Source organism: Dactylosporangium sp. NPDC049742 (assembly GCF_040674675.1).
In the GTDB taxonomy this organism is placed as follows: Bacteria; Actinomycetota; Actinomycetes; order Mycobacteriales; family Micromonosporaceae; genus Dactylosporangium; species Dactylosporangium maewongense.
This window is the reverse complement of sequence record NZ_JBFANF010000070.1, coordinates 1-19,670: the sequence shown is the minus strand read 5'-3', so window position 1 is coordinate 19,670 and position 19,670 is coordinate 1. Positions and strand designations below refer to the sequence as shown.

Here is a 19,670-nt window from a genome sequence, read left to right as displayed (position 1 = left end):
TTTCCGGCAATTCACCTCCCGGCCGCGTTCCCGGCCCACGCCCCGGTCACCGCGCGGGGAACGGAACCCACAGCTCGACCTCGGTGCCGATGCCCGGGCGGCTCTTGACGGTCGCGGTGCCGCCGAGGTCGTGGATCCGGCCGCGGATCGACTGCTCCACCCCCAGGCGGCCGGCCCGGGCCGCGTCCCGCAGCCGGTGCGGCTCGAAGCCGGCACCGTCGTCGCGGACCGTCACGCGCACCCCGTCGTCCTCGTCCTCCAGGAGGATCCAGGCCCGCGCGCCGGGGCCGGCGTGCTGCCGGACGTTGTCCAGGGCCGCCTGGACCGCCGCGAACAGCTCGGCCGCGACGGCGGCCGGCAGCATGACCGGGTCGACCGGGGCGGCGACGTCGACGGCGGGCGAGGACAGCCCGGTGAGCTTGGCCCGCAGGTCGGCCTCGGAGCCCGCGCCGGGCGGCGACGGGTTGCCGCTGAGCAGGTTCCGCAGGGCCACCTCCTGCTCGCCGGCCAGCGCCGCCAGTTGGGCGCCGGCGCCGCCGAGCTCCGAGCCCTCGCGCTGGACCATGGCGAGGACCTGCAGCACGCCGTCGTGGATCGGCCGGGCCAGCCGGTCCCGCTCCGCGGCGGCCGCCTCCTGCCGGATCAGCTCGGCCTGCTTGCGCTCCGCCCAGCGCTCGGAGAGATAGTGCGCGATGCCCAGCCCGCCGATCGCCGCGGCCGACACCAGCAGCAGGATGCCGGCGGTGTCGAGGCGGAGCGACGTGCCGATCGACCGCGGCGCCGCGCCACCCAGCTCGATCACCGGGGCGGTCTTGACGCCGGCGACGACGAGCACGCCGGCGATCGGGCCGAGGACCGCGGGGAGCGAGCCGCGCGGGGCGAGCACCGGCGCGGTCGCCCCGGCGACCGCGGTCGCGGCCCCGGTGACCAGCACGATCATCAGCAGCGCCGGCGTCGCACCGTACTGCCCGGCGAGCTTCTGCGGGTCGCCGCTCGTGCCCGAGAACGCGATGAACAGGCACGTCGCCGCGCCCACCGTGAGCGCGACCGTGGCCGCGACCCGCCACCTGGTCGCCGCGGCGGCCACGCCGATCGCCACCCCCAGCAGCGCGGCGGACCAGCGGGCGGGGCCCGCGTCCCTGGTCGCGAGCAGCGCGATCGCCAGCGGCGCGGAGACCGCGATCTGCGCCGTCGCCGCGGTCAGCGCCCCGGCCAGCGACCACACCCCGGCCAGCGTGGCCAGGATCGCCGCCGCCGCGAGGGTCATCCCGCCGAGAATGGCGGTCCTGGCGTTCGGGGTGTTGGCGAGCGTCCGCCAGCTGACGCCCAGCAGGTCCGCGAGCCGCTCGGTGGAGAGCATGGCGAACGGCAGCGCCACGAGCGCCACCAGCCCGCCGGTGACGATCGGCCGCAGCCGCTTCCAGCTCCAGGCCTTCTCGTCCGGCTGCCCGACGGCGGCGGGATCGCCGCGCCGCCACCACCAGGTCGCCGGGGCGACGGCGGCGAGGCCGGCCACGACCAGCAACCCGCGCCAGATGGGCAGCGCCGGGTCCATGAACTGGTAGATGGTGCCCGGCAGGGCCTGGCCGAAGAGGCCGAACCCGATGACGAGGCCGGCCACGACGGCGCCCAGCCCCGGCGCGCCGGTGCACAGCAGCCGCTGCGCGGCGGCCAGCGCCCCGATGGCGAGGACCGGGAACGCCGCGCTGGACAGGTGGTAGAAGGTCATCGTGTCCGGATACGGGACCAGGTCCGGCCACGCGATCGGCACGCACAGCAGCCCGCCCGCCGTCAGCAGGTAGGGCCACCAGCGCAGCAGGCACAGCGCCAGCACGGTCGCCGCGGTGGGGATCAGCGGCGTGTACGGGTCGGGCCCGTAGTACGCGTCGGGCCCCTGCACGCCGAGCCGCGGCGAGAATCCTCCCCCGTGCGAGGACTGCACCACCGCGACCAGCAGACCGCCGCCCAGACCCGCCAGCGCGATCCACCACCGCAACGTCCGCTCATGCATGCCGATGATCATGACCGATGGGCCGCGTGCGCGGCGGCCGGGTGCGCCAGACGGGCCGGCCGGCCGTCCGGGTGGTATTCGAAATGCCACCATTCGTTGTCATACATCCGGTACAGGCCGTACCGCGCGCCGTACACCTCGAGCCAGCGCGCACCCTCCGACGGCCGCACGTCGAGGGCCAGGCCCGCGACGTGCCGCGACTCGTCCGGCGGCAGCGTCCACCGCCGGGCCAGCTCCTCCGAACCGCAGCGCTCGACCTGCGCGGCGTACAGCGCGGCCTGGGCGGCCGCGTCCCGGTGGCCGGAGGTCAGCCCGAGCAGCTCGCCGTGCCGCCACAACGCCCGCGTGCGGGCCGCCTCGAACGCCGCCCGCGTCGCAGGGGTGAGCCCGGCCAGGTCCTCGGCCGGGAAGCGCAGGGTCAGCGCCCACTGGCAGGCGGTGTGCCGCGCCCGCCCCGGCGCGACCAGAGCGGCGACCGGCGTCAGCGAGACGGCCAGCAGGCGGGTGACGGCGCGGTACAGCGGGTCACGGCGCCGGACGACGCCGTGCCGTTGGGCGACCACCATCGATTGGTTCAGGGCCATGCACAGAACATTCCGCACCGGCGGCGGCCGGGCATGAGTAGAAGTACTCAGTCGAGCCCGTGCTCGAGTGCGTAGCGCACCAGCGCGCTGCGGTTGTGCAGCTGCAGCTTCCCCAGCGTGTTCTGCACATGGTTCTGCACCGTGCGGACCGAGAGCCCCAGGTCCTCCGCCACCAGCTTGTACGGCAGGCCCTTGGCGACCAGCCGCAGGACCTCGGTCTCCCGCGCGGTCAGCTCGGGCCCGCCGCTCGTGGACCGGGCCAGCTTCCGGTACTCCCCGAGCACCAGGCCGGCCAGCCCGGCGGTGAACACGGCCTCGCCCTCCACGGTGCGGCGCACCGCCTCCAGGAACTCCTGCCGCCCCGCCGACTTCACCAGGTAGCCGGTGGCACCCGCCTTCAGCGCGTCGAGCACGTCGCGCTGCTCCCCGCTGGCGGACAGCATGAGGACGCGCACCTCGGGCAGCGCCTCGAGCAGCCCGCCGATCACCTCGACGCCGGACAGGTCGGTCAGCTGCAGGTCGAGCACGACCACGTCGGGGCGGGCCGCCCGCGCGACCCGCAGCGCCTGGGCTCCCTCGCCGATCACGGCGGTGACCAGGTAGCCGGCGTCGGTCAGATCCCGTGCCACCCCGTCCCGCCACATCGGGTGGTCGTCCACCACCATCACCCGTACAGGCACACCGATCACACCGGCAACCCTAGACGGCGGCACCCTCCGGTGGTTGCTGCAAGGCGTCGCGCAGGTCGCGGAGCAGCTCGACCGCCTCGCGGCCGTTGACGACCCGGTGGTCGTAGGCGACGCCGAGCTGCACGACGGTGCGCCGCACCACGGTGCCGGCGTCGTCGAGGTCGAGCTCCGTGGTGCGGCCGGCGAGGGAGAGTGCACACACGGTGCCGGGCTGGACGATCGGCACCGCGACCGTCACGTCGTCGTCGGTGTGCAGGGCCAGCATGATCGTGGCGCCGGTCAGGTCGCCGGCGCGGAACGTGCCGCGCAGCGCGGTCATCCGCAGCGCCATCAGCCGTTCGGCGATCTCCCGGATGCCCGCCGCCGCGGCGTCGCGGACCACCGGGACGTGCAGGCCGCGGCCGACGTCCATCGTCACGCCGACGTCGGCGGTCGCGGCGGGCCGGACGTGGTGCGGCGGTTCGAACGCCCCGAAGCAGCCGGGGTGCCTGGCGAGCTGGGCGCCGATCGCCGCGATGAGCAGCTCGGGCATGCCGATCATGCGCTTGTGCTCCCGGGTGAGCAGCTGCCCGCGCCGGATGGCGTTGTCCAGGTGTACCTTCACCGCCACGAACGCCGCGGGAATGCTCCGGTGGGACTCGGTGACGACGGCCACGACGGCCTGCTGGACGGGCGGCAGCGCCTGGGCACCGGCCGGCGCGGACGAGGCCACCGGGTCCGGCGGCAGGAGCGCCGCCAGGTCGGCGGTCCGCACGACCCGGGTGTCCAGGGCCCGCACGAGGGCGGGGTCGATCCCCCGCTCCGCGATCAGCCGCCGCGCCGGCTCCGTGATGATCTGCTCGTCCTGCACCGTGGCGGCGGCGGCGGTGTGCGCGGGCAGGGCCGGCGCGACGCGGCCGATCACGGCGCCGACCGCGCACTCGGCACCGGCCGCGAGGAGGTGCTGCACCACACCGTCGGCGGGGCTCGGCAGCTCCTCGGCGGCCTTCGACGTCTCCACGGTCGCGACCGGGTCGCCGGCCGCGACGGGGCCGCCGGGTTCGACCAGCCACTCGACGAGCGTGTAGGTCACGTCGTTGGCGTTCAGCTGCGGCACCCGGATCTCGGTCACGCGTCCTCCCTGAGCAGCTCCGCGGCGATGGCCGGCGCCTGGACGAGCACCGAGCGCTCCAGGTGCCGGGCCGCGGGCACGACGGCGTCGGCGGCCTGCAGCACGCGCACCGGGCGCCGCAGCCGACCCCACAGCGCGGTCTGCAGCTGGAACGCGACCTCGGTCGCCCAGCCGGCGCCGGGCGGGCCGTCCTCGACCACCAGCACCCGCCGGGCGGCGGCAACGGTCGCCAGCACGGGCGCCAGGTCCAGCGGGTACAGGCGGGCCGGGGTGAGCAGGGCCCCGCTGAGCTCGTGGGTGAGCAACGCCGAGCGCATCGCGGCCAGGGCACGCGAGGACAGCCCGCCGGGGGCGAGGACGGCGTAGTCGTCGCCCGGTCCGACGACCGTGGTGCGGGCCCAGCCGGGCCAGTCCCCGACGAGGTCGTGGCGCAGCAGGTCGTCGCCGGTGAACATCCGCTCGGTGTAGAGGACCTTGTCCTCGAAGAGCAGCCCGGGCCGGCCGGTGGCGAGCATGCCGGCGACGAGGTCGGTCGTGTCGTGGAACGGGGTCAGCTCGTACACGTCCAGCGACGGCACCCCGAGGAAGTGCTTCTGCGGGCTCTGGCTGTGGGTGGGGCCGTAGCCGCGGTTGCCGCCGGTCGGGCACCGCACCAGGAGCGGCATCGGCACGCGGTGGCCGTACATCGTGACGGACTTGGCGGCGAAGTTGACGAGCTGGTCGAAGGCGAGCGTCGCGAAGTCGGCGAACATGATCTCGACGATGGCGCTGGACCCGGCGAGGGCCAGCCCGTTGGCGAGGCCGACGATCGCGGCCTCGCTGATCGGCGTGCTGAGCACCTGGCCGGGGAAGGCCGTCGACAGGCCGCGGGTGACCTTGAACGCGCCACCGTACGGGTCGGCGAGGTCCTCGCCGATGAGGTAGCGCCGCGGGTCGTCGGCGAGCGCCTTGTACAGCGCCGCGTTCAGACTCTCGCTCACGCGCTGACCAGACATCTCGCCACCACCTCCTCGACGACGGCGGCGACCCGGTCCCGCTGCTCGGTGTCGGCGGGTGTGCCGGCGTGCGGCGGGTACCAGTCCCGGGCCCGGAGCCGGTCGAGCTCCGCGGCGGGGCGCGGGTCGTCGCCCTTGCTGTGCGGGCCGAGCCGGTGGGTGGCGAACTCGACGACGAGCGGGCCGCCGCCGTCGCGGACCCGCTGGAGCGGGCCGGCGAGCAGCGACCGCATGGCCGTCACGTCCTCGCAGGGCACGTGCAGGTGCGGGATGCCGAACGCGGCGGCGCGGCCGGCGATCGTCCCCGCGAGCTGGTCGGCGGTCGGGGTGCTCTGCGCGATCCCGTTGTGCTCCACGGCGACGACGAGCGGCAGGCGCCACAGCGCGGCGAGGTTGAGCGCCTCGTAGACGGCGCCCTCGCCCCAGGTGCCGTCGCCGATGTGGACGCAGGCGATCCGGCCGGGCTCGTGCCGGGACAGGTGCAGGGCGGTGCCGGCGGCGACCGGCACGCCGGCGCCCTGCACGCCGGTGGTGAGGAACCTGCCGCGTTTGAGGTGCTGGCTGCCGCCGACGCCGAGGTTGACGGCGCCGTCGCGGCCGAGGATCTCGGCCAGCAGGCCGGCCGGGTCGTCGAAGCGGGCCAGGTAGTGGCCGTGACCGCGGTGGTTGCTCAGCTGGAAGTCGTCGTCGTGCAGCAGCGCGCTGAGCGCGACCGGCACCGGCTCCTGCCCGAGGCAGGTGTGGGTGGTGCCGTGGACGAGCCCGCGCGCGAAGAGGTCGAGCAGGGCGAGCTCGAAGTGCCGGATCAGCAGCAGCATCCGCAGGTCGGCGCCGGTCATCCGCACTTCTCCAGCAGGTGCGGGAAGGCCTCGGCGTCCAGACCGTCCACAAAGGACCGGGCCGCGTGCCGCCCGGCGGCGGCGACCTCGGCGTGGTGCCCCGGGTCGTCGAGGCGGCGCAGGGCGTCGAGCCAGGGTGCCGGGTCCTGCGGCGGCAGGACGGGCTGCGGGAACAGCGTGCCCGGCTCATACCGGGTGATCGGGGTGACGGGCAGCAGGTAGGGCACGCCGAGCTTCGCCTCGCCGAGACCGCCGACGTCCGCGGCGAGGACCGGCACACCGTGCAGCATCGCCTCGACGGCGGTGTAGCCGAAGGTCTCGTCCCAAAGCGACGGCATCAGCAGCACCCGGGTGCGGGCGAAGAGCGTGCCGATGTCGTCGACGGGCGCGATGACGTCGATGTTGGGACGGGCCGCCAGCTGCTCCCGGTCCGCGGCGGTCGTCCCCCAGGTGGGCACGGCCAGGAACCGCCGGCCGGGCAGGGCGTCGGCGAGGCCGAGCAGGATCGGCAGCCCCTTGAACCCGCACGGGTTGACCATCGTCACCGCCCCGCCGCCGTCCGCCCGCGGCCACGGGCCGGTGCCGTAGACGGGCGGGTAAATCAGGGACGCGTCGATGCCGGCGTGCTGCCGGACGTAGTCCCGGCCGGCCCGGCTGATGGCGACGACCGCCGCCGCGCGGCGCACCAGCCGGACGCCGGACTCGCTGGGGTAGAACGCGCGCGGCCCGAAGGGCAGCTGCTGCAGGGTGTGCACCAGGTACACCACCCGGTCCGGGGCCGCCCGCAGCGCCGTGCCGAGCATGAGCAGCCCGGGGTCGTCGGACGGCACGAGCACCCGGTCGGGCTCCTCCTCGGCGGCGACGGCCCGCAGGTAGCGGGGCAGCTTCGGCCCGGCGAGCACGGCGTGGACCTCGACCCCGCGATGGGTGTAGACGAGGGCGTCGCCGGTGTCGGTGGCGGTGACGCCGAGCCCGGCGAGGTAGGCGGTCAAGTCCGCGGTGCTCAGCCGGTGCTCGGTGGCGTGCAGCGGGGTGACCGCCACGCACCGGTGGCCGCGAGCCGCGAGCCCCTCCATGAGGATCCGGTTGGCCCGGTTCGCGCCGCCGTGGCTGGGCAGGAACCGCATGTTCTGCGCGAGGAGGACCCGCATGCTCAGTCCGCCTCGACCAGCGCGGCGACCTCGGCGTCGCTCATGCCGTCGAGCTCGGCGAGGACCGCGGCGAGCTCGTCCGGCGGCAGGGCGGCGAGCTGCGCGTCGGTGACCACCCGGGCGGCGTAGGCGACGGTGAGGTCCTCGTCGAAGAGGGTGTCGACCGGCACCTCCACCCCGAGGGTCTCCTGGACGCGGGCCAGGAACGCCACGAGCGTCAGGGACTGCCCGCCGAGGGCGAAGAAGTCGTCGTCGAGGGACTCCGGGCGCAGCCCGAGCTCCGTCCAGATCTTCGCGACCGCCGCTTCGGTGGCGTCGGCACCGTCCAGTAAGGACATGTCGGGCTCCTCCTTCACCTGGCGCTGCGGGGGCGCATGTCGGTCCACACCGCGTCGATGTGCTGCAGGCACCACTCGCGCGTGCCGGCGGTGCCTTCGGCGTGCCAGCCCGCGGGCAGGTCGTCGCCCTCCGGCCAGATCGAGTACTGCTCCTCGTCGTTGCGGACGACGAGAAACGCGTCGCTCATGTCTTCTCCTTCTTCGCGGCGCGTGCCTGCGCGCCGATGAGGTCGTCGGGTGCAGCGTCCGGCACCCGGGCGTCGAACCCGGCGAGGCTGGGCAGCCGCAACGACACCAGGACCTGGGCCGCCATCACCGTGGCGAGGAGCAGGAACAGCAGGGCGGTGCCGCGGCCGGGTCCGGTGCCGATGAGGGCGCCGACGCTGCCGGCGAGCGCGCCGCCCGGGGCCATCAGCGGCTCGAGCAGCCTGCTGCCGAGCGGGCCGACGACGGCGTAGCCGATCGGGATGGTGGAGAACGCGATGACGGTGTTGACCGCGAAGACCCGCCCGTGGAACCGCTGCGGCACCTTGACCTGGACGATGGTGGTGTAGACGCCGTTGGTGACGGTCAGCCCGAGGGACATGCCGAGGGCGCCGGCGGCGATCAGCAGCTCGTTGGCGCGCAGGCCCGGCAGCGCGCTGCACACCGCCAGGGCGAGCACGAGCAGGAGCATCCCGCGGACCCGCTGTTGCCGCGGCCCGCCCCAGAAGCTCATGAGCAGGCCGCCCACGATCGCGCCCAGGCCGCCGGCCATGCTGACCCGCGCGACCGCGTCGAGGTCCGCGAAGGACAGCACCAGCGGCGACAGCAGCAGGAACAGCGGGGTCATGAACAGGTTGAGCACGGCGAAGAACACCAGGACGGGCCGCAGGCCGCCGGGGCCGAGGGCGTAGCGCCAGCCGCCGACGACCTCCTGCCAGAACGTCTCGCGCCGGACCCACGCCAGGGTGCGGGGGAACTTGACGGCGAGCAGCACGGCGACCGCGACGGTGTAGCTGGCGACGTCGAACAGCAGCACGCCGCGCAGCCCGACGGTCGCCATCAGCCCGGCCGCGGCGAGCGGCACGATGAACTGGCCGGCCCCGAAGGTGAGCTGGACGATGCCGTTGGCGTGGCCGAGGTACCGCTTCGGCACCAGCTGCGGCACCGCGGACGCGAACGCGAGGCGCTGGAAGGTCAGCGCGACCGACAGCACGACGAGCAGCACGTAGATGTGCCCGACCCGCAGCGTGCCGCTCAGCGCCAGCACGAGCAGGACGGCCTGGCTGGACCCGGCGGCGACGTCACCGAACAGCATCACCTTGCGCCGGTCGTAGCGGTCGACCACCGCCCCGGCGAACGGCGCGACGAGCATGCCGGGGACGAGGCCCAGGACGGCGAAGACCGCGAACCGCACCAGCGAACCGGTCTCCAGGTAGATCCACAGCGGAACGGCGAACTCGGTCAGCGCCGACCCGACGATCGACACGAGCTGACCGCCGGCGACGGTGAGGAACCGGCGCATGCTCGGCTGCGGGCCGTCGGGCGCGGCGGCCCGCCCACCGTCCGACGTGGACCGTTCGGCGACCTTCCAGCCGCCGTCTGGGTCGGCGAGCGGGACGTCCGTGGCGTGCACGGCGGTGACGATGCCGGCCAGCTCGGCCGAGCGGTACCGCAGGAAGAAGTGCCCGCCCTCGTCGAGGACGACCAGGGCGGCCGAGTCGGTGAGGAAGTGCCACTCCTTGAACCGTTCCCGGGCGAACTCGGTCTGCGGGTCGCGGTCGCCGACGACGGAGATGACCGGCGCCCGCAGCTTGTCGATCTTCGCCTCGAACAGGCCGGTGAAGTAGTCCTCGGCGATGCGGGAGTGCTCGCGCATCGTGCGGATGATCTCGTCGGCCTCGGCCGCGTCGAACTCGGCCATGTCGACGCCCATCGAGCGCATCCAGTTCTCGTAGACGCGGTTGCTCAGCAGCGCCTCGCGGCCGGCGAGCTTCGACAGCAGCCCGCTGAACCGGCCGGTGGGCCGCGCGAACGGGAACACCGCGCCGATGTAGACCGCCTCGACGGTGCGCCGCGCGGCCTCCAGGCGCCGCGCCAGCTCGACGGCGACGGACGAGCCGACGCCGCAGTGACCGTAGACGATCACCGGGCCGTCGACCTTCTCCAGGATCTCCTGGGTGCAGCGGGCGGCCAGCTCGTCCAGCGGCAGCGGCTCCTCCCGCAGGCCGATGTCCTGGCCGGGGATCGCGACGGCGAAGAGCGACCAGCCGGCCGGCAGGGCGTCGGCGAGCGGCTGGTAGACGACGGCGCTGCCGCCGCCGTACGGGACGCAGACCAGGGACCCGACGCGCTGGTCCGGCGGCACCGGGCGGGTCAGCTCGTTGAGCAGGGGCCGCGGTCCGCGGGCCGCGGCGGGCTGGTCGAGCAGCGCGGCCAGGTCCCGCACGGTGCGGTGCTGGAACGTGTCGAGGACGGAGATCCCGGCGCCGGCGGTCTTGCGCAGCCGCGCGACGACCTGCGTGGCGATGAGGGAGTGCCCGCCGAGGTCGAAGAAGTCGTCGTCGACGCCGATCCGGTCGACGTCGAGCAGCTCCCGCCAGATGCCGGCGACGAGGCGTTCGCTGTCCGTGGACGGCTCGACGAGGTCGGTGGCGTCCCGGCGGAGCTGCGGGGCGGGCAGCGCCTTGCGGTCGAGCTTGCCGTTGGGGCTCAGCGGCAGCGCCGGCAGCGTGACGAACGCGGCCGGGACCATGTAGTCCGGCAGCCGGTGTTTGAGTGCCGTGCGCAGCGCGGCGGTGCCGTCGCACTCCCCCACCAGGTACGCGACGAGCTTCTTGTCGCCGGGGCGGTCCTCGCGGACGATGACGGCCGCGTCGAGGACACCGGGCACGGCGCGCAGCGCCACCTCGATCTCGCCGAGCTCGATGCGCAGCCCGCGGAGCTTGACCTGGGTGTCGATCCGGCCGAGGAAGTCGATGGAACCGTCGGCGAGGCGGCGGGCGAGGTCGCCGGTGGCGTACATGCGGGTGCCGGGCGGCCCGTACGGGTCGGGACGGAACCGTTCCGCGGTCAGCGCCGGCCGGTGCAGGTAGCCGGTGGCGAGGCCGGCGCCGGCGATGAACAGCTGCCCGGGAACACCGACCGGGACGGGCCGCAGCCGGTCGTCCAGGACGTACAGGGCGATGTTCTGGATCGGGTGGCCGATCGGGACGCGAGCCTGGCCGGTGAGCGCGTCGCCGTCGCACTGCCACGCCGACACGTCGATCGCGGCCTCGGTCGGCCCGTACAGGTTGTGCAACTCGGCGGGGAGGGTGGCGACGCACCGGCGGGCCAGGTCGGCGGGCAGCTCCTCGCCGCTGCACACGATCCGGCGCAGCGACGTGCACCCGGCGACACCGTCGGCGGCGAGGAAGACCGCCAGCATCGACGGGACGAAGTGCACGGTGGTGACCCGCTCGGCGACGATGAGGTCACGCAGGTAGTCGGCGTCGCGGTGGCCGTCGGGCCGGGCGAGGACGAGCCGGGCGCCGGTCATCAGCGGCCAGAAGAACTCCCAGACCGAGACGTCGAACCCGGCCGGGGTCTTCTGCAGGACGGTGTCGCCGGGCCCGATCCGGAACCGGCGCTGCATCCAGTCCAGGCGGTTGACGATGCCCCGGTGGGTGTTCGGGACGCCCTTGGGCCGGCCGGTGGAGCCGGAGGTGTAGATGACGTACGCGACGTCGTCCGGGCGCGGCCCGCTCACGGAGCCGCCGCCGGCCGGTACGTCGTCGAGGTCGATGACGGTCGCGGTGCCGCCCGGGGGCAGCTTGCCGAGGTGCCGCCGCTGGACCAGCACGACCGGGGCCTTCGCGTCCTCGATCATGAACCGGAGCCGGTCGGCGGGGTAGCCGGGGTCGAGCGGCACGTAGGCCGCGCCGGCCCGCAGCACCGCGAGCAGCGCGACGACCAGCTCGAACGACCGGTCGGCGCACACCGCGACGAGGCTGCCCGCCGGCAGGTGCCGGGCCAGGGCGGCGGAGCGGGCGTCGAGCTCGGCGTAGGTCAGGTGCCGCCCGTCGAACGTGACGGCGGTCGCGCCGGCGTGCTCGACGAGCATGCGGTCGATCAGCGACGTCAGGGTGGCGTGCGGGTCGACGTCCACGTGGACCGGCGGGCGTACGAGGCCGGCGCGCTCCTCGCCGGTCAGCAGGTCCACATCGGACAGGCGAAGCCCCGGGTCGGCGGCGACCGCACGCAGGAACCTGTCCAGGTGCCCGGCGAAGCGGTGCGCGGTCGCCGGCGCGAACAGGTCGGTGTTGTACACCAGGGTCGCCCACAGCTCGCCGGGGCCCTCCTTGACGTACAGCTCCACCTCGAAGCGGGTCGCGGTGACCGGCGCCGGCCAGTGCCCGAACGTCAGCCCGCCCGGGCGCTCGCCGGTCGCCTCCTGGTAGTTCTGCATCGCGAACAGCGCCTGGAACAGCGGTGGGCGGCGCACGTCGCGCGGCACGTTCAGCTCCTGCACGAGCTGCTCGAACGGCAGTTCCTGGTGCGCGTACGCGTCCAGGCAGGTCTCCCGGGTCCGGTGCAGCAGCTCGGCGAAGGTCGGGTCGCCGGACAGGTCCGCGCGCAGCGTGAGGGTGTTGACGAACATCCCGACGAGCCGCTCCAGCTCGGGCCGCACCCGCCCGGCGACCGGTGAGCCGACCGCGAAGCCGGTCTGGCCGCCGGTGCGGCCGAGCACCGCCTGGAACGCGGCGAGCAGCACCATGCTCAGGGTCGCGCCGTGCGCGCGGGCGAGCTCGTGCAGCGCGTCGCGGAGGTCCCCGCCGAGGTCGACGGTGTGCTCGGCGCCGTGGAACGTCTGCCGGGCCGGCCTGGGGTGGTCCAGCGGCAGGTCCAGCGGCTCGACCCCGGCGACCGCCGCGCGCCAGTAGGCGAGGTCGGCGTCCTTCGCCGGGCCCGCCATCCGCTCGCGCTGCCAGGCGGCGTAGTCGCCGTAGGTGACGGGCAGCTCTGGCAGGTCGCCGCCGGCCGGCCCGGCGGCCTGCCCAGCTTCGAGGGCGGCCGGCCCGGCGTCCAGGGCGGCGGTCAGCTCGGCCGCGAACAGGTCCATCGACCAGCCGTCGGTGACGATGTGGTGCACGGCGAGGACGAGCAGGTGGTCGTCGTCGGCGAGCCGGACCAGGGCCGGGCGCAGCGGCGGGCCGGCGGCCAGGTCGAACGGCTCGGTGACGTGCCGGGCGACGATCGCGTGCGCCTCGTCGTGGTCGGCGGCGGCGAGCACCGGCAGGTGCACCGGGGCCGGCGGGTCGACGCGCAGCTGCGGGCGGCCGTCGCCGTCATCGACGAACCGGCTGCGCAGCGGCTCGTGCCGGGCGACGACGCGGGTGAGCGCGGCGGCGAGGGCGTCGGCGTCGAGCGGGCCGTGCAGGCGCAGCACGACCGGGATGGTGGCGGCGCCGCTGCCGGGGGCGAACTGCTCCAGGAACCAGAGCCGTTCCTGGGCGAACGACAGCGGCGCGGGGGCACCCGGGTCGCGGCGCGGGATGCCGGCCTCGGCCGGCGCCTGCCGGCGCAGCCGGCGTTCCAGCAGCGCCCGCCTGGTCGCCGACACGTCCTGGGTCGTGGTCACCGCTGTACCCCTTCCGCTGCCTCTTCCGCCTTCAGGAGCGCCTCGGCCTCGTCGTCGGTCAGATCCGACAGGTCCGCCAGAATCAGCTCCTCGACGGCCGCGGCGAGCCCCGCGAGATCCGGGTGGGTGAAGACGGTCCGCAGCGGCACGTCGGTGCCGGTCGCCGCCCGCAGCCGCCCGACGACCTTCATCGCGAGCAGCGAGTGGCCGCCGACGGCGAAGAAGTCGTCGTGGACCCCGGCCCGTGGCAGGCCGAGCACGTCGCACCAGATCTCCGCGACGAGCTCCTCCGCGGACGTGCGCGGCGGCACGTACCCCTGCACGGCCGGCGTCGTCGTCGCGTGTACGGGTCGCGGCCGCACCGCCAGCAACCGCAGCCGCTCGTCCCCGTCGCCGACCGCGTCCACTGTGGACAGCGGCGCGTCGGGCGCGTCGAGGACGGCGGCGCACAGGGCGGCGTACCGCTCGGCCAGGCCCGCGACGGTCCGGCGGTCGAACAGGTCGGTCCGGTAGCCGAACACCAGCCGCAGCCCCGAGGCGGTGCGCCACACGTCGAGGCTCAGCTCGAACTTGACCTGCCGGACCCCCGGATCGTAGAACTCCGCGACGACGCCCGGCAGCACGTCGGTGCCGGCGGCGTCCTCCGTGTGCAGGGTGAACATGGTCTGGAACAGCGGGGTGCGGTCCGGCAGCCGGGGCACGTCCACCGCCGTGAGCAGGCGGTCGAACGGCACCTCCTGGTGCGCCAGCCCGGCCAGGACGGCGTCCCGGGTGCGGGCGAGCAGCTGCCGGAAGGTCGGGTCGCCGGCGAGGTCGGCACGCAGGGCGAGGGTGTTGACGAAGAACCCGGCGACGTCGGCGACCTCGGCCCGCGTCCGGTGCTCGACGGGCGTGCCGACACAGAAGTCGTCCTGCCCGGCGAACCGGGCCAGCAGCACCTGGTACACGCTGAGCAGCACCATGAACGGGGTGCACCGGGCGTCGGCGGTGAGCCGCCGGATGCCTGCGGCCGCGGGGACGTCGTGGACGAGGAAATCACCGGCGAACCCCTCGCGGCGGGGCCGGTCGGTCGGCAGGTCCAGCACCGGGACCCCGCTGAGCCGGTCGCGCCAGTAGGCGGCCTCGTCGTCCGGCTGCGCCCGCTGCCACGCGGCGAAGTCCGCGTACCGCGCCCCGGGCTCGGGCAGCGGCTGCCCGGCGTACGCGGCGCGCAGGTCCCGCACGAGGATGCCGAGGGAGCGACCGTCGCCGGCGATGTGGTGCAGCACCAGGCTCAGCACGTGCTCGTCGGGCCCGACCTCGACCAGGCCGGCCCGCAGCAGCAGCCCTCCGGTGAGATCGAACGGGGTGTTGCTCCACGCCGAGACGACCGCGGCGGCGGACCCGCCGGTCGCCGTGTCCAGCGTGATGCGGGCGGGGGCGACGACCTGGACCGGCTCGTCGTCGACGGTCAGGAACCGGGTGCGCAGCGCGTCGTGCCGGTCGACGACGGCCTGCAGCGCGCGTTCCAGCGCGGGCACGTCGACCGGCCCGCGCAGCCGGTACGCGACGGGGATGTTGTAGGAGGCGTCGGCGGGGTCGAGCTGGTGCAGCAGCCACAGTCGTTGCTGGCCGAACGACAGCGGTGCCGGCCCGGCGGGGTCGGTGCGCGGCAGCGCGGCGGCGGCCGCACCGGCGCGGAGCCGGTCGACCTCGGCGGCGAGCCCGGCGACGGTCGGCTGCAGGAACAGTGCTCGCACCGGCACGTCGCGGCCGGTCGCCGCGCTGAGCCTGGCGACGACGGAGACGGCGAGGAGCGAGTGGCCGCCGAGGGCGAAGAAGTCGTCGTCGGCGCCGACCCGGTCCACGCCCAGGACTCCGGACCACACCTGCGCGACGAGGTCCTCGGTCGGGGTCCGCGGGGTGGTGTACCCGCCGGCGGCCGCGACCGGTGCCGGCAGGGCGCCCCGGTCGACCTTGCCGTTGACGGTGAGCGGCACCCGGTCCAGGACCATGAGGTGGGTCGGCACCAGGAACGGCGGGAGCACCTCGGCGAGCCCGGCGCGCAGCCCGCCGGTCGTGAGGGCGTCGCCGGCGGCGTACCCGGCCAGGACGAGGTGCCCGGCGCTGTCGGTGCGGGCGACGACCGCCGCCTGCCGCACGCCGGGCAGCGCGGCGAGGGCGGCCTCGACCTCGCCGGGCTCGACCCGGTAGCCGCGGATCTTCACCTGGTCGTCGAGGCGGCCGAGGAACTCGAGCCGGCCGTCGGTGCACAGCCGCACGCGGTCGCCGGTGCGGTACATGCGCTCGCCGGCCGGGCCGAACGGGTCGGGGCGGAACCGGTCGGCGGTGAGCCCGGGGTTGCCGAGGTAGCCGCGGGCCAGCCCGGGCCCGGCGATGCACAGCTCGCCCGGCACCCCGGCGGGGACGAGCCGCAGCCGGTCGTCGACGACGTACAGGCGGGTGCCGGCGATCGGGGTGCCGATCGGCGGCCGGTGCGCGGTGTCGGCGGCGGTGAGGGCCGCGGTGGTGGCGATGACCGTCGCCTCGGTCGGGCCGTAGGTGTTGAGGACCTCCACCCGGTCCCCGACCTGGTCGAACCAGGTGGCGAGGGCGTCGGCGCGGACCTGGTCGGCGCCGAGGATGAGCAGCCGCAGCGCCGCCGGCACCGGCGCCGCGTCGAGCGTGCCGACGAGCTCGTGCCAATAGGGTGTGGGCAGGTCCAGCACGGTGACGTCGGCGCGCAGCACGTCGTCGCCGGGTTCGAGCACGACGAGGCGGGCGCCGGCGGTCAGGGTCGGCCAGACCTCCTCGACGTGGGTGTCGAAGCTGACGGACGCGAACTGCGCGACCCGGTCGGCGGGGGTCAGCGCGTACCGGTGCCGCATCCACGCGACCCGGCTGCTCAGGGCGCCGCGGGGCACCGCGACACCCTTCGGGGTGCCGGTCGAGCCGGACGTGAAGATCACGTAGGCGAGCCCGTCGGTGGGTTGCCCGGCGGCCGCCGCGACCTCGCGGTGCAGCAGGTCCCGGCGTTCGTCCGGGTAGGCGGGGTCGATCGGTACATAGGCCGCACCGGCACGCAGCACCGCCAGGAGCGTGACGACGAGGTCGATCCCGCGCGGCAGGCTGACCGGCACCAGGCCGGACCGTCCCGCCGGCGCCGAGCGGCGCCACAGCTCGGCGTAGGTCAGCTCGGTGCCGCCGCACGACACCGCGACCGCCTGCGGCGTGTGCCGGGCCCAGTGCCCGATCAGGTCGGTCACGTCACCGGCGTCCGGCAGGTCGTCGCGGGCACCGGCGGCCAGCAGCGCCCGCCGCTCCCCCGGCCCGAACAGGTCCAGTGTGGACAGTCGCCGGGACGGGTCCTCGACGACCGCCTCGAGGAGCCGGCCGAACCTGGCCAGGAGCCGGTCGGCGGTGGCCGGGTCGAACAGGTCGGTGCGGTAGTTCAGGGCCAGCTGCATGCCGCCCGGCTCGCGCCACGCGTCGAGCATGAGGTCGAACTTCGCCTGTTCGAGGCCGTCGTCGAACAGCTCGGCGGTGGTGCCGGGCAGCACGTCGGTGCCCGCGCCGGTCTCGGTGTGCAGGATCAGCATCGTCTGGAACAGCGCGGTGCGGCTCGGGTCGCGGGGCAGGTCGAGCCGCGCGGTGAGCCGCTCGAACGGGATGTCCGGGTGGGCGTAGGCGGCGAGGGCAGCGTCGCGGCCGCGGAGCAGCAGCTCGTCGAAGGTCGGGTCGCCGGACAGGTCGGTGCGCAGCACGATCGTGTTGACGAACATCCCGATCAGTCCGGCGAGCTCCGGCCGGGCCCGGTCGGAGATCGAGGAGCCGACGGTGATGTCGGTCTGGCCCGTGTACCGGGCGAGCAGCCCCTGGTAGGCGGCGAGCAGCAGCATGTACAGGGTGCAGCGGCGGGTCTCCGCGAGCCGTTCGACCGCGGCGGTCAGCGACTCGCTCAGCCGCAGCCGGGCGAACGCGCCCCGGGCCGTCTGCGTGGCCGGCCGGGGCCGGTCGGTGGGCAGCTCCAGCGCGGGCACGCCGTCGAGCCGCCCGGCCCAGTGCTCCAGCGCCGCCTCGTCGTGCTCCGCCGGCAACGCCCGCTGCCAGGCGGCGAAGTCCGCGTAGCGCACCGGCAGGTCCGGCAGCGTGTCGTCGCGGTACGCGGCGTGCAGCTCCTCCTGCAGGATGCCGAGGGAGCGGCCGTCGCCGGCGATGTGGTGCAGCACCAGGCACAGCACGTGGTCCTCGGGGCCGAGCCGCACGAGCCCGGCGCGCAGCAGCGGGCCGGATTCGAGGTCGAACGGCGCGTTCGCCCACCCGGCGACGGCGGCCCGGGCCTCGTCCACCCCGGCGGCGCCGGCCCGCGACAGGTGCACGGCCGCCGGCCCGGGCACCTGGACGAGGTCACCGTCCTGCTCGAAGATCCGGGCGCGGACGACGTCGTGCCGGTCCGCGACCACGCCGAGCGCGCGTTCGAGGCGGGCGGCGTCGACCGGTCCGCGCAGGCGGTGGACGGCGGCCATGTTGTAGGCGGCCGGGTCGAGCTGGTGCAGGAACCACAGCCGCTGCTGGTTCACCGACAACGGCGCCGGGGCCGCCGGGTCCGGGCGCGGGCCGATCGGCGCCGCCCTCGTGCCGCCGCCCTCGCTCGTGCGGCGGTCCACCTCCTCGGCGAGCGCGGCGACGGCCGGGCAGGCGAACACCGCGCGGACCGGCACCCCGAGGCGGGCGGCCACGGTCATCGCCGGCAGCGAGTGCCCGCCGAGGGAGAAGAAGTCGTCGTCGACGCCGACCGCGGCGAGGCCGAGCACGTCGGCCCACACGTCCGCGACGAGCCGCTCGGTGGCGGTCCGCGGGGCCACCCCGCGCGGCTGCCCGGCGAGGACCGGGGCGGGCAGGGCGGCGCGGTCGAGCTTGCCGTTCGGGGTCAGCGGCAGGCGGTCCAGCATCACGAAGTGGCGCGGCACCATGTACGCCGGCAGCACCTCGGCGAGCGCGTCGCGGAGCTGGTCGGCGGTCGCGCCGGTCACCACGTACGCGACCAGGCGGTCGTCGTGGACGGTGACCGCCGCGTCCCGCACCGGGGGCAGGGCGGTCAGGCACGCCTCGATCTCGCCCAGCTCGATGCGGTGGCCGGCGAGCTTCACCTGGTTGTCGGCGCGGCCGAGGAACTGCAGCCGGCCGTCGGCGCGCCATCTCGCCCGGTCGCCGGTGCGGTAGAGCCGGGCGCCGGGCGGGCCCCACGGGTCGGGGCGGAACCGGTCGGCGGTCAGTCCCGGCCGGTCGAGGTACCCCTGGGCGACGCCGAGGCCGCCGATGCACAGCTCGCCGACTGCGCCGGTCGGCAGCTCACGCCCGGCGTCGTCGCAGACGTGCACGCGGGTGTTGGCGATCGGCCGGCCGATCAGCACCTCGCCGGGGTCGGCGGGCACCTCCCAGGCGGTCGACCAGATGGTCGTCTCCGTCGGGCCGTAGACGTTCGTCAACCGGCCGACCCTGCCGCGCAGCTGCCGGGCCAGGGCGGGCGGCAGCGCCTCCCCGCCGACCAGCGCGGTGCAGCCCGGCCGGTCGAAGCCGGCGGCGAGCAGCAGCCGCCACCGCGACGGGGTGGTCTGCACGTGGGTGACGCCGGCCCGCTCGACCAGCGCGGCGAGGCCGTGGCCGTCGCGCAGCAGGTCGTCGCCGGCCAGGACGATCGTGGCGCCGGTGACCAGCGGCAGGAACAGTTCGAGCCCGGCGATGTCGAACGCGAGGGACGTGACGGCGAGCCAGCGCGCGGCGGCGGTCGTGCCGGTCCGCTCGCGCATGTCGGCGATGAAGTTGCTCAGCGCGGCATGGCCGACGGCGACGCCTTTGGGGCGGCCGGTCGAGCCGGACGTGTAGAGGACGTAGGCGATCCCGGGTAGCGCGGCGGTCGCCGTGCCGGTGACGCCGTCGCCGGTCACGACGATCCCAGCGCCGCAGTCCCGCAGGACCATGGCCTGCCGTGCCGGCGGGTAGTCGGGGTCCACCGGGACGTACGCGCCGCCGGCCAGCCACACGCCGAGGACCGTCTCGACCAGGCGCACCGACCGGGGCAGGCTGACCGCGACGAGGGTGCCGTCGGCGCACCCGGCCGCCCGCAGCCGCCCGGCCAGCTCGCCGGCCCGCTGGAGCAGCTGCGCGTATGTCGTCCGCCCGTCGTGGTCCTCGACGGCGACGGCGTCGGGGGTAGCCGCCACCTGCCGCGCGATGAGGTCCAGGACGGTGGCGTCGGGGACGGCGGCGGCCGTGTCGTGCCAGGCGGGCGGCGGTGCGGGCGCCGCGCGCCCCTCTGCCCCCTTCGCCTCGTAGGCGTCGTTGAACATGGCCCGGGCCCGTTCGGCGGC

Annotated in this window: 11 protein-coding genes; all 11 read right to left on the bottom strand. The window is 75.3% G+C overall.

Features of this window, described 5'->3' with window-relative positions; genetic code table 11:
* Positions 1-46: 46 nt before the first annotated feature.
* Genes AB0J72_RS49070 through AB0J72_RS49020 form a run of 11 tightly spaced genes read right to left on the bottom strand, consistent with a single transcriptional unit; the run spans position 47 to position 19,649 of the window.
* Positions 47-2,011 carry an ATP-binding protein gene (locus AB0J72_RS49070; RefSeq protein WP_363412921.1) on the bottom strand — a complete coding sequence of 655 codons (1,965 nt, stop codon included), beginning with the start codon at positions 2,009-2,011 and terminating at the stop codon, positions 47-49.
* Between the two features lie 8 nt (positions 2,012-2,019).
* Entirely contained in the window at positions 2,020-2,595 is a 576-nt protein-coding gene (locus AB0J72_RS49065; protein WP_363412919.1) for a D-alanyl-D-alanine carboxypeptidase family protein, read from the bottom strand.
* Positions 2,596-2,642: 47 nt separating this feature from the next.
* On the bottom strand, positions 2,643-3,260 hold the full coding sequence (locus AB0J72_RS49060; RefSeq protein WP_363412991.1) for a response regulator transcription factor: 618 nt from the start codon (positions 3,258-3,260) through the stop codon (positions 2,643-2,645).
* Positions 3,261-3,294: 34 nt separating this feature from the next.
* Complete coding sequence (locus AB0J72_RS49055) at positions 3,295-4,395, bottom strand: 2-oxo acid dehydrogenase subunit E2 (protein ID WP_363412917.1); 1,101 nt, start codon at positions 4,393-4,395, stop codon at positions 3,295-3,297.
* Positions 4,392-5,375, bottom strand: coding sequence for a transketolase C-terminal domain-containing protein (locus AB0J72_RS49050; protein WP_363412915.1), 984 nt, complete (start codon positions 5,373-5,375; stop codon positions 4,392-4,394). Before AB0J72_RS49050 ends, AB0J72_RS49055 begins: the two co-directional genes overlap by 4 nt.
* The gene (locus AB0J72_RS49045) at positions 5,372-6,229 is read right to left on the bottom strand and encodes a thiamine pyrophosphate-dependent dehydrogenase E1 component subunit alpha (protein ID WP_363412913.1); all 858 of its coding nucleotides are present in this window, start codon (positions 6,227-6,229) and stop codon (positions 5,372-5,374) included. Before AB0J72_RS49045 ends, AB0J72_RS49050 begins: the two co-directional genes overlap by 4 nt.
* Positions 6,226-7,380: a glycosyltransferase family 4 protein gene (locus tag AB0J72_RS49040; RefSeq protein ID WP_363412911.1), complete on the bottom strand. Its 1,155-nt coding sequence runs from the start codon at positions 7,378-7,380 to the stop codon at positions 6,226-6,228. The genes AB0J72_RS49045 and AB0J72_RS49040 overlap by 4 nt, the downstream gene beginning before the upstream one ends.
* 2 nt (positions 7,381-7,382) lie before the next feature.
* Positions 7,383-7,718, bottom strand: coding sequence for a phosphopantetheine-binding protein (locus AB0J72_RS49035; RefSeq protein ID WP_363412909.1), 336 nt, complete (start codon positions 7,716-7,718; stop codon positions 7,383-7,385).
* A 14-nt stretch (positions 7,719-7,732) separates the two neighbouring features.
* Complete coding sequence (locus AB0J72_RS49030) at positions 7,733-7,906, bottom strand: MbtH family NRPS accessory protein (protein ID WP_363412907.1); 174 nt, start codon at positions 7,904-7,906, stop codon at positions 7,733-7,735.
* On the bottom strand, positions 7,903-13,320 hold the full coding sequence (locus tag AB0J72_RS49025) for an amino acid adenylation domain-containing protein (RefSeq protein WP_363412905.1): 5,418 nt from the start codon (positions 13,318-13,320) through the stop codon (positions 7,903-7,905). The genes AB0J72_RS49030 and AB0J72_RS49025 overlap by 4 nt, the downstream gene beginning before the upstream one ends.
* On the bottom strand, positions 13,317-19,649 hold the full coding sequence (locus tag AB0J72_RS49020; protein WP_363412903.1) for an amino acid adenylation domain-containing protein: 6,333 nt from the start codon (positions 19,647-19,649) through the stop codon (positions 13,317-13,319). Before AB0J72_RS49020 ends, AB0J72_RS49025 begins: the two co-directional genes overlap by 4 nt.
* Positions 19,650-19,670: the final 21 nt, after the last annotated feature.

Coding starts and splice junctions, on each gene's coding strand:
- AB0J72_RS49070 (WP_363412921.1), bottom strand. CDS start 2,011: ATGCATGAGCGGACGTTGCGGTGGTGGATCGCGCTGGCGGGTCTGGGC.
- AB0J72_RS49065 (WP_363412919.1), bottom strand. CDS start 2,595: ATGGCCCTGAACCAATCGATGGTGGTCGCCCAACGGCACGGCGTCGTC.
- AB0J72_RS49060 (WP_363412991.1), bottom strand. CDS start 3,260: ATGGTGGTGGACGACCACCCGATGTGGCGGGACGGGGTGGCACGGGAT.
- AB0J72_RS49045 (WP_363412913.1), bottom strand. CDS start 6,229: ATGACCGGCGCCGACCTGCGGATGCTGCTGCTGATCCGGCACTTCGAG.
- AB0J72_RS49040 (WP_363412911.1), bottom strand. CDS start 7,380: ATGCGGGTCCTCCTCGCGCAGAACATGCGGTTCCTGCCCAGCCACGGC.
- AB0J72_RS49035 (WP_363412909.1), bottom strand. CDS start 7,718: ATGTCCTTACTGGACGGTGCCGACGCCACCGAAGCGGCGGTCGCGAAG.
- AB0J72_RS49030 (WP_363412907.1), bottom strand. CDS start 7,906: ATGAGCGACGCGTTTCTCGTCGTCCGCAACGACGAGGAGCAGTACTCG.
- AB0J72_RS49020 (WP_363412903.1), bottom strand. CDS start 19,649: ATGTTCAACGACGCCTACGAGGCGAAGGGGGCAGAGGGGCGCGCGGCG.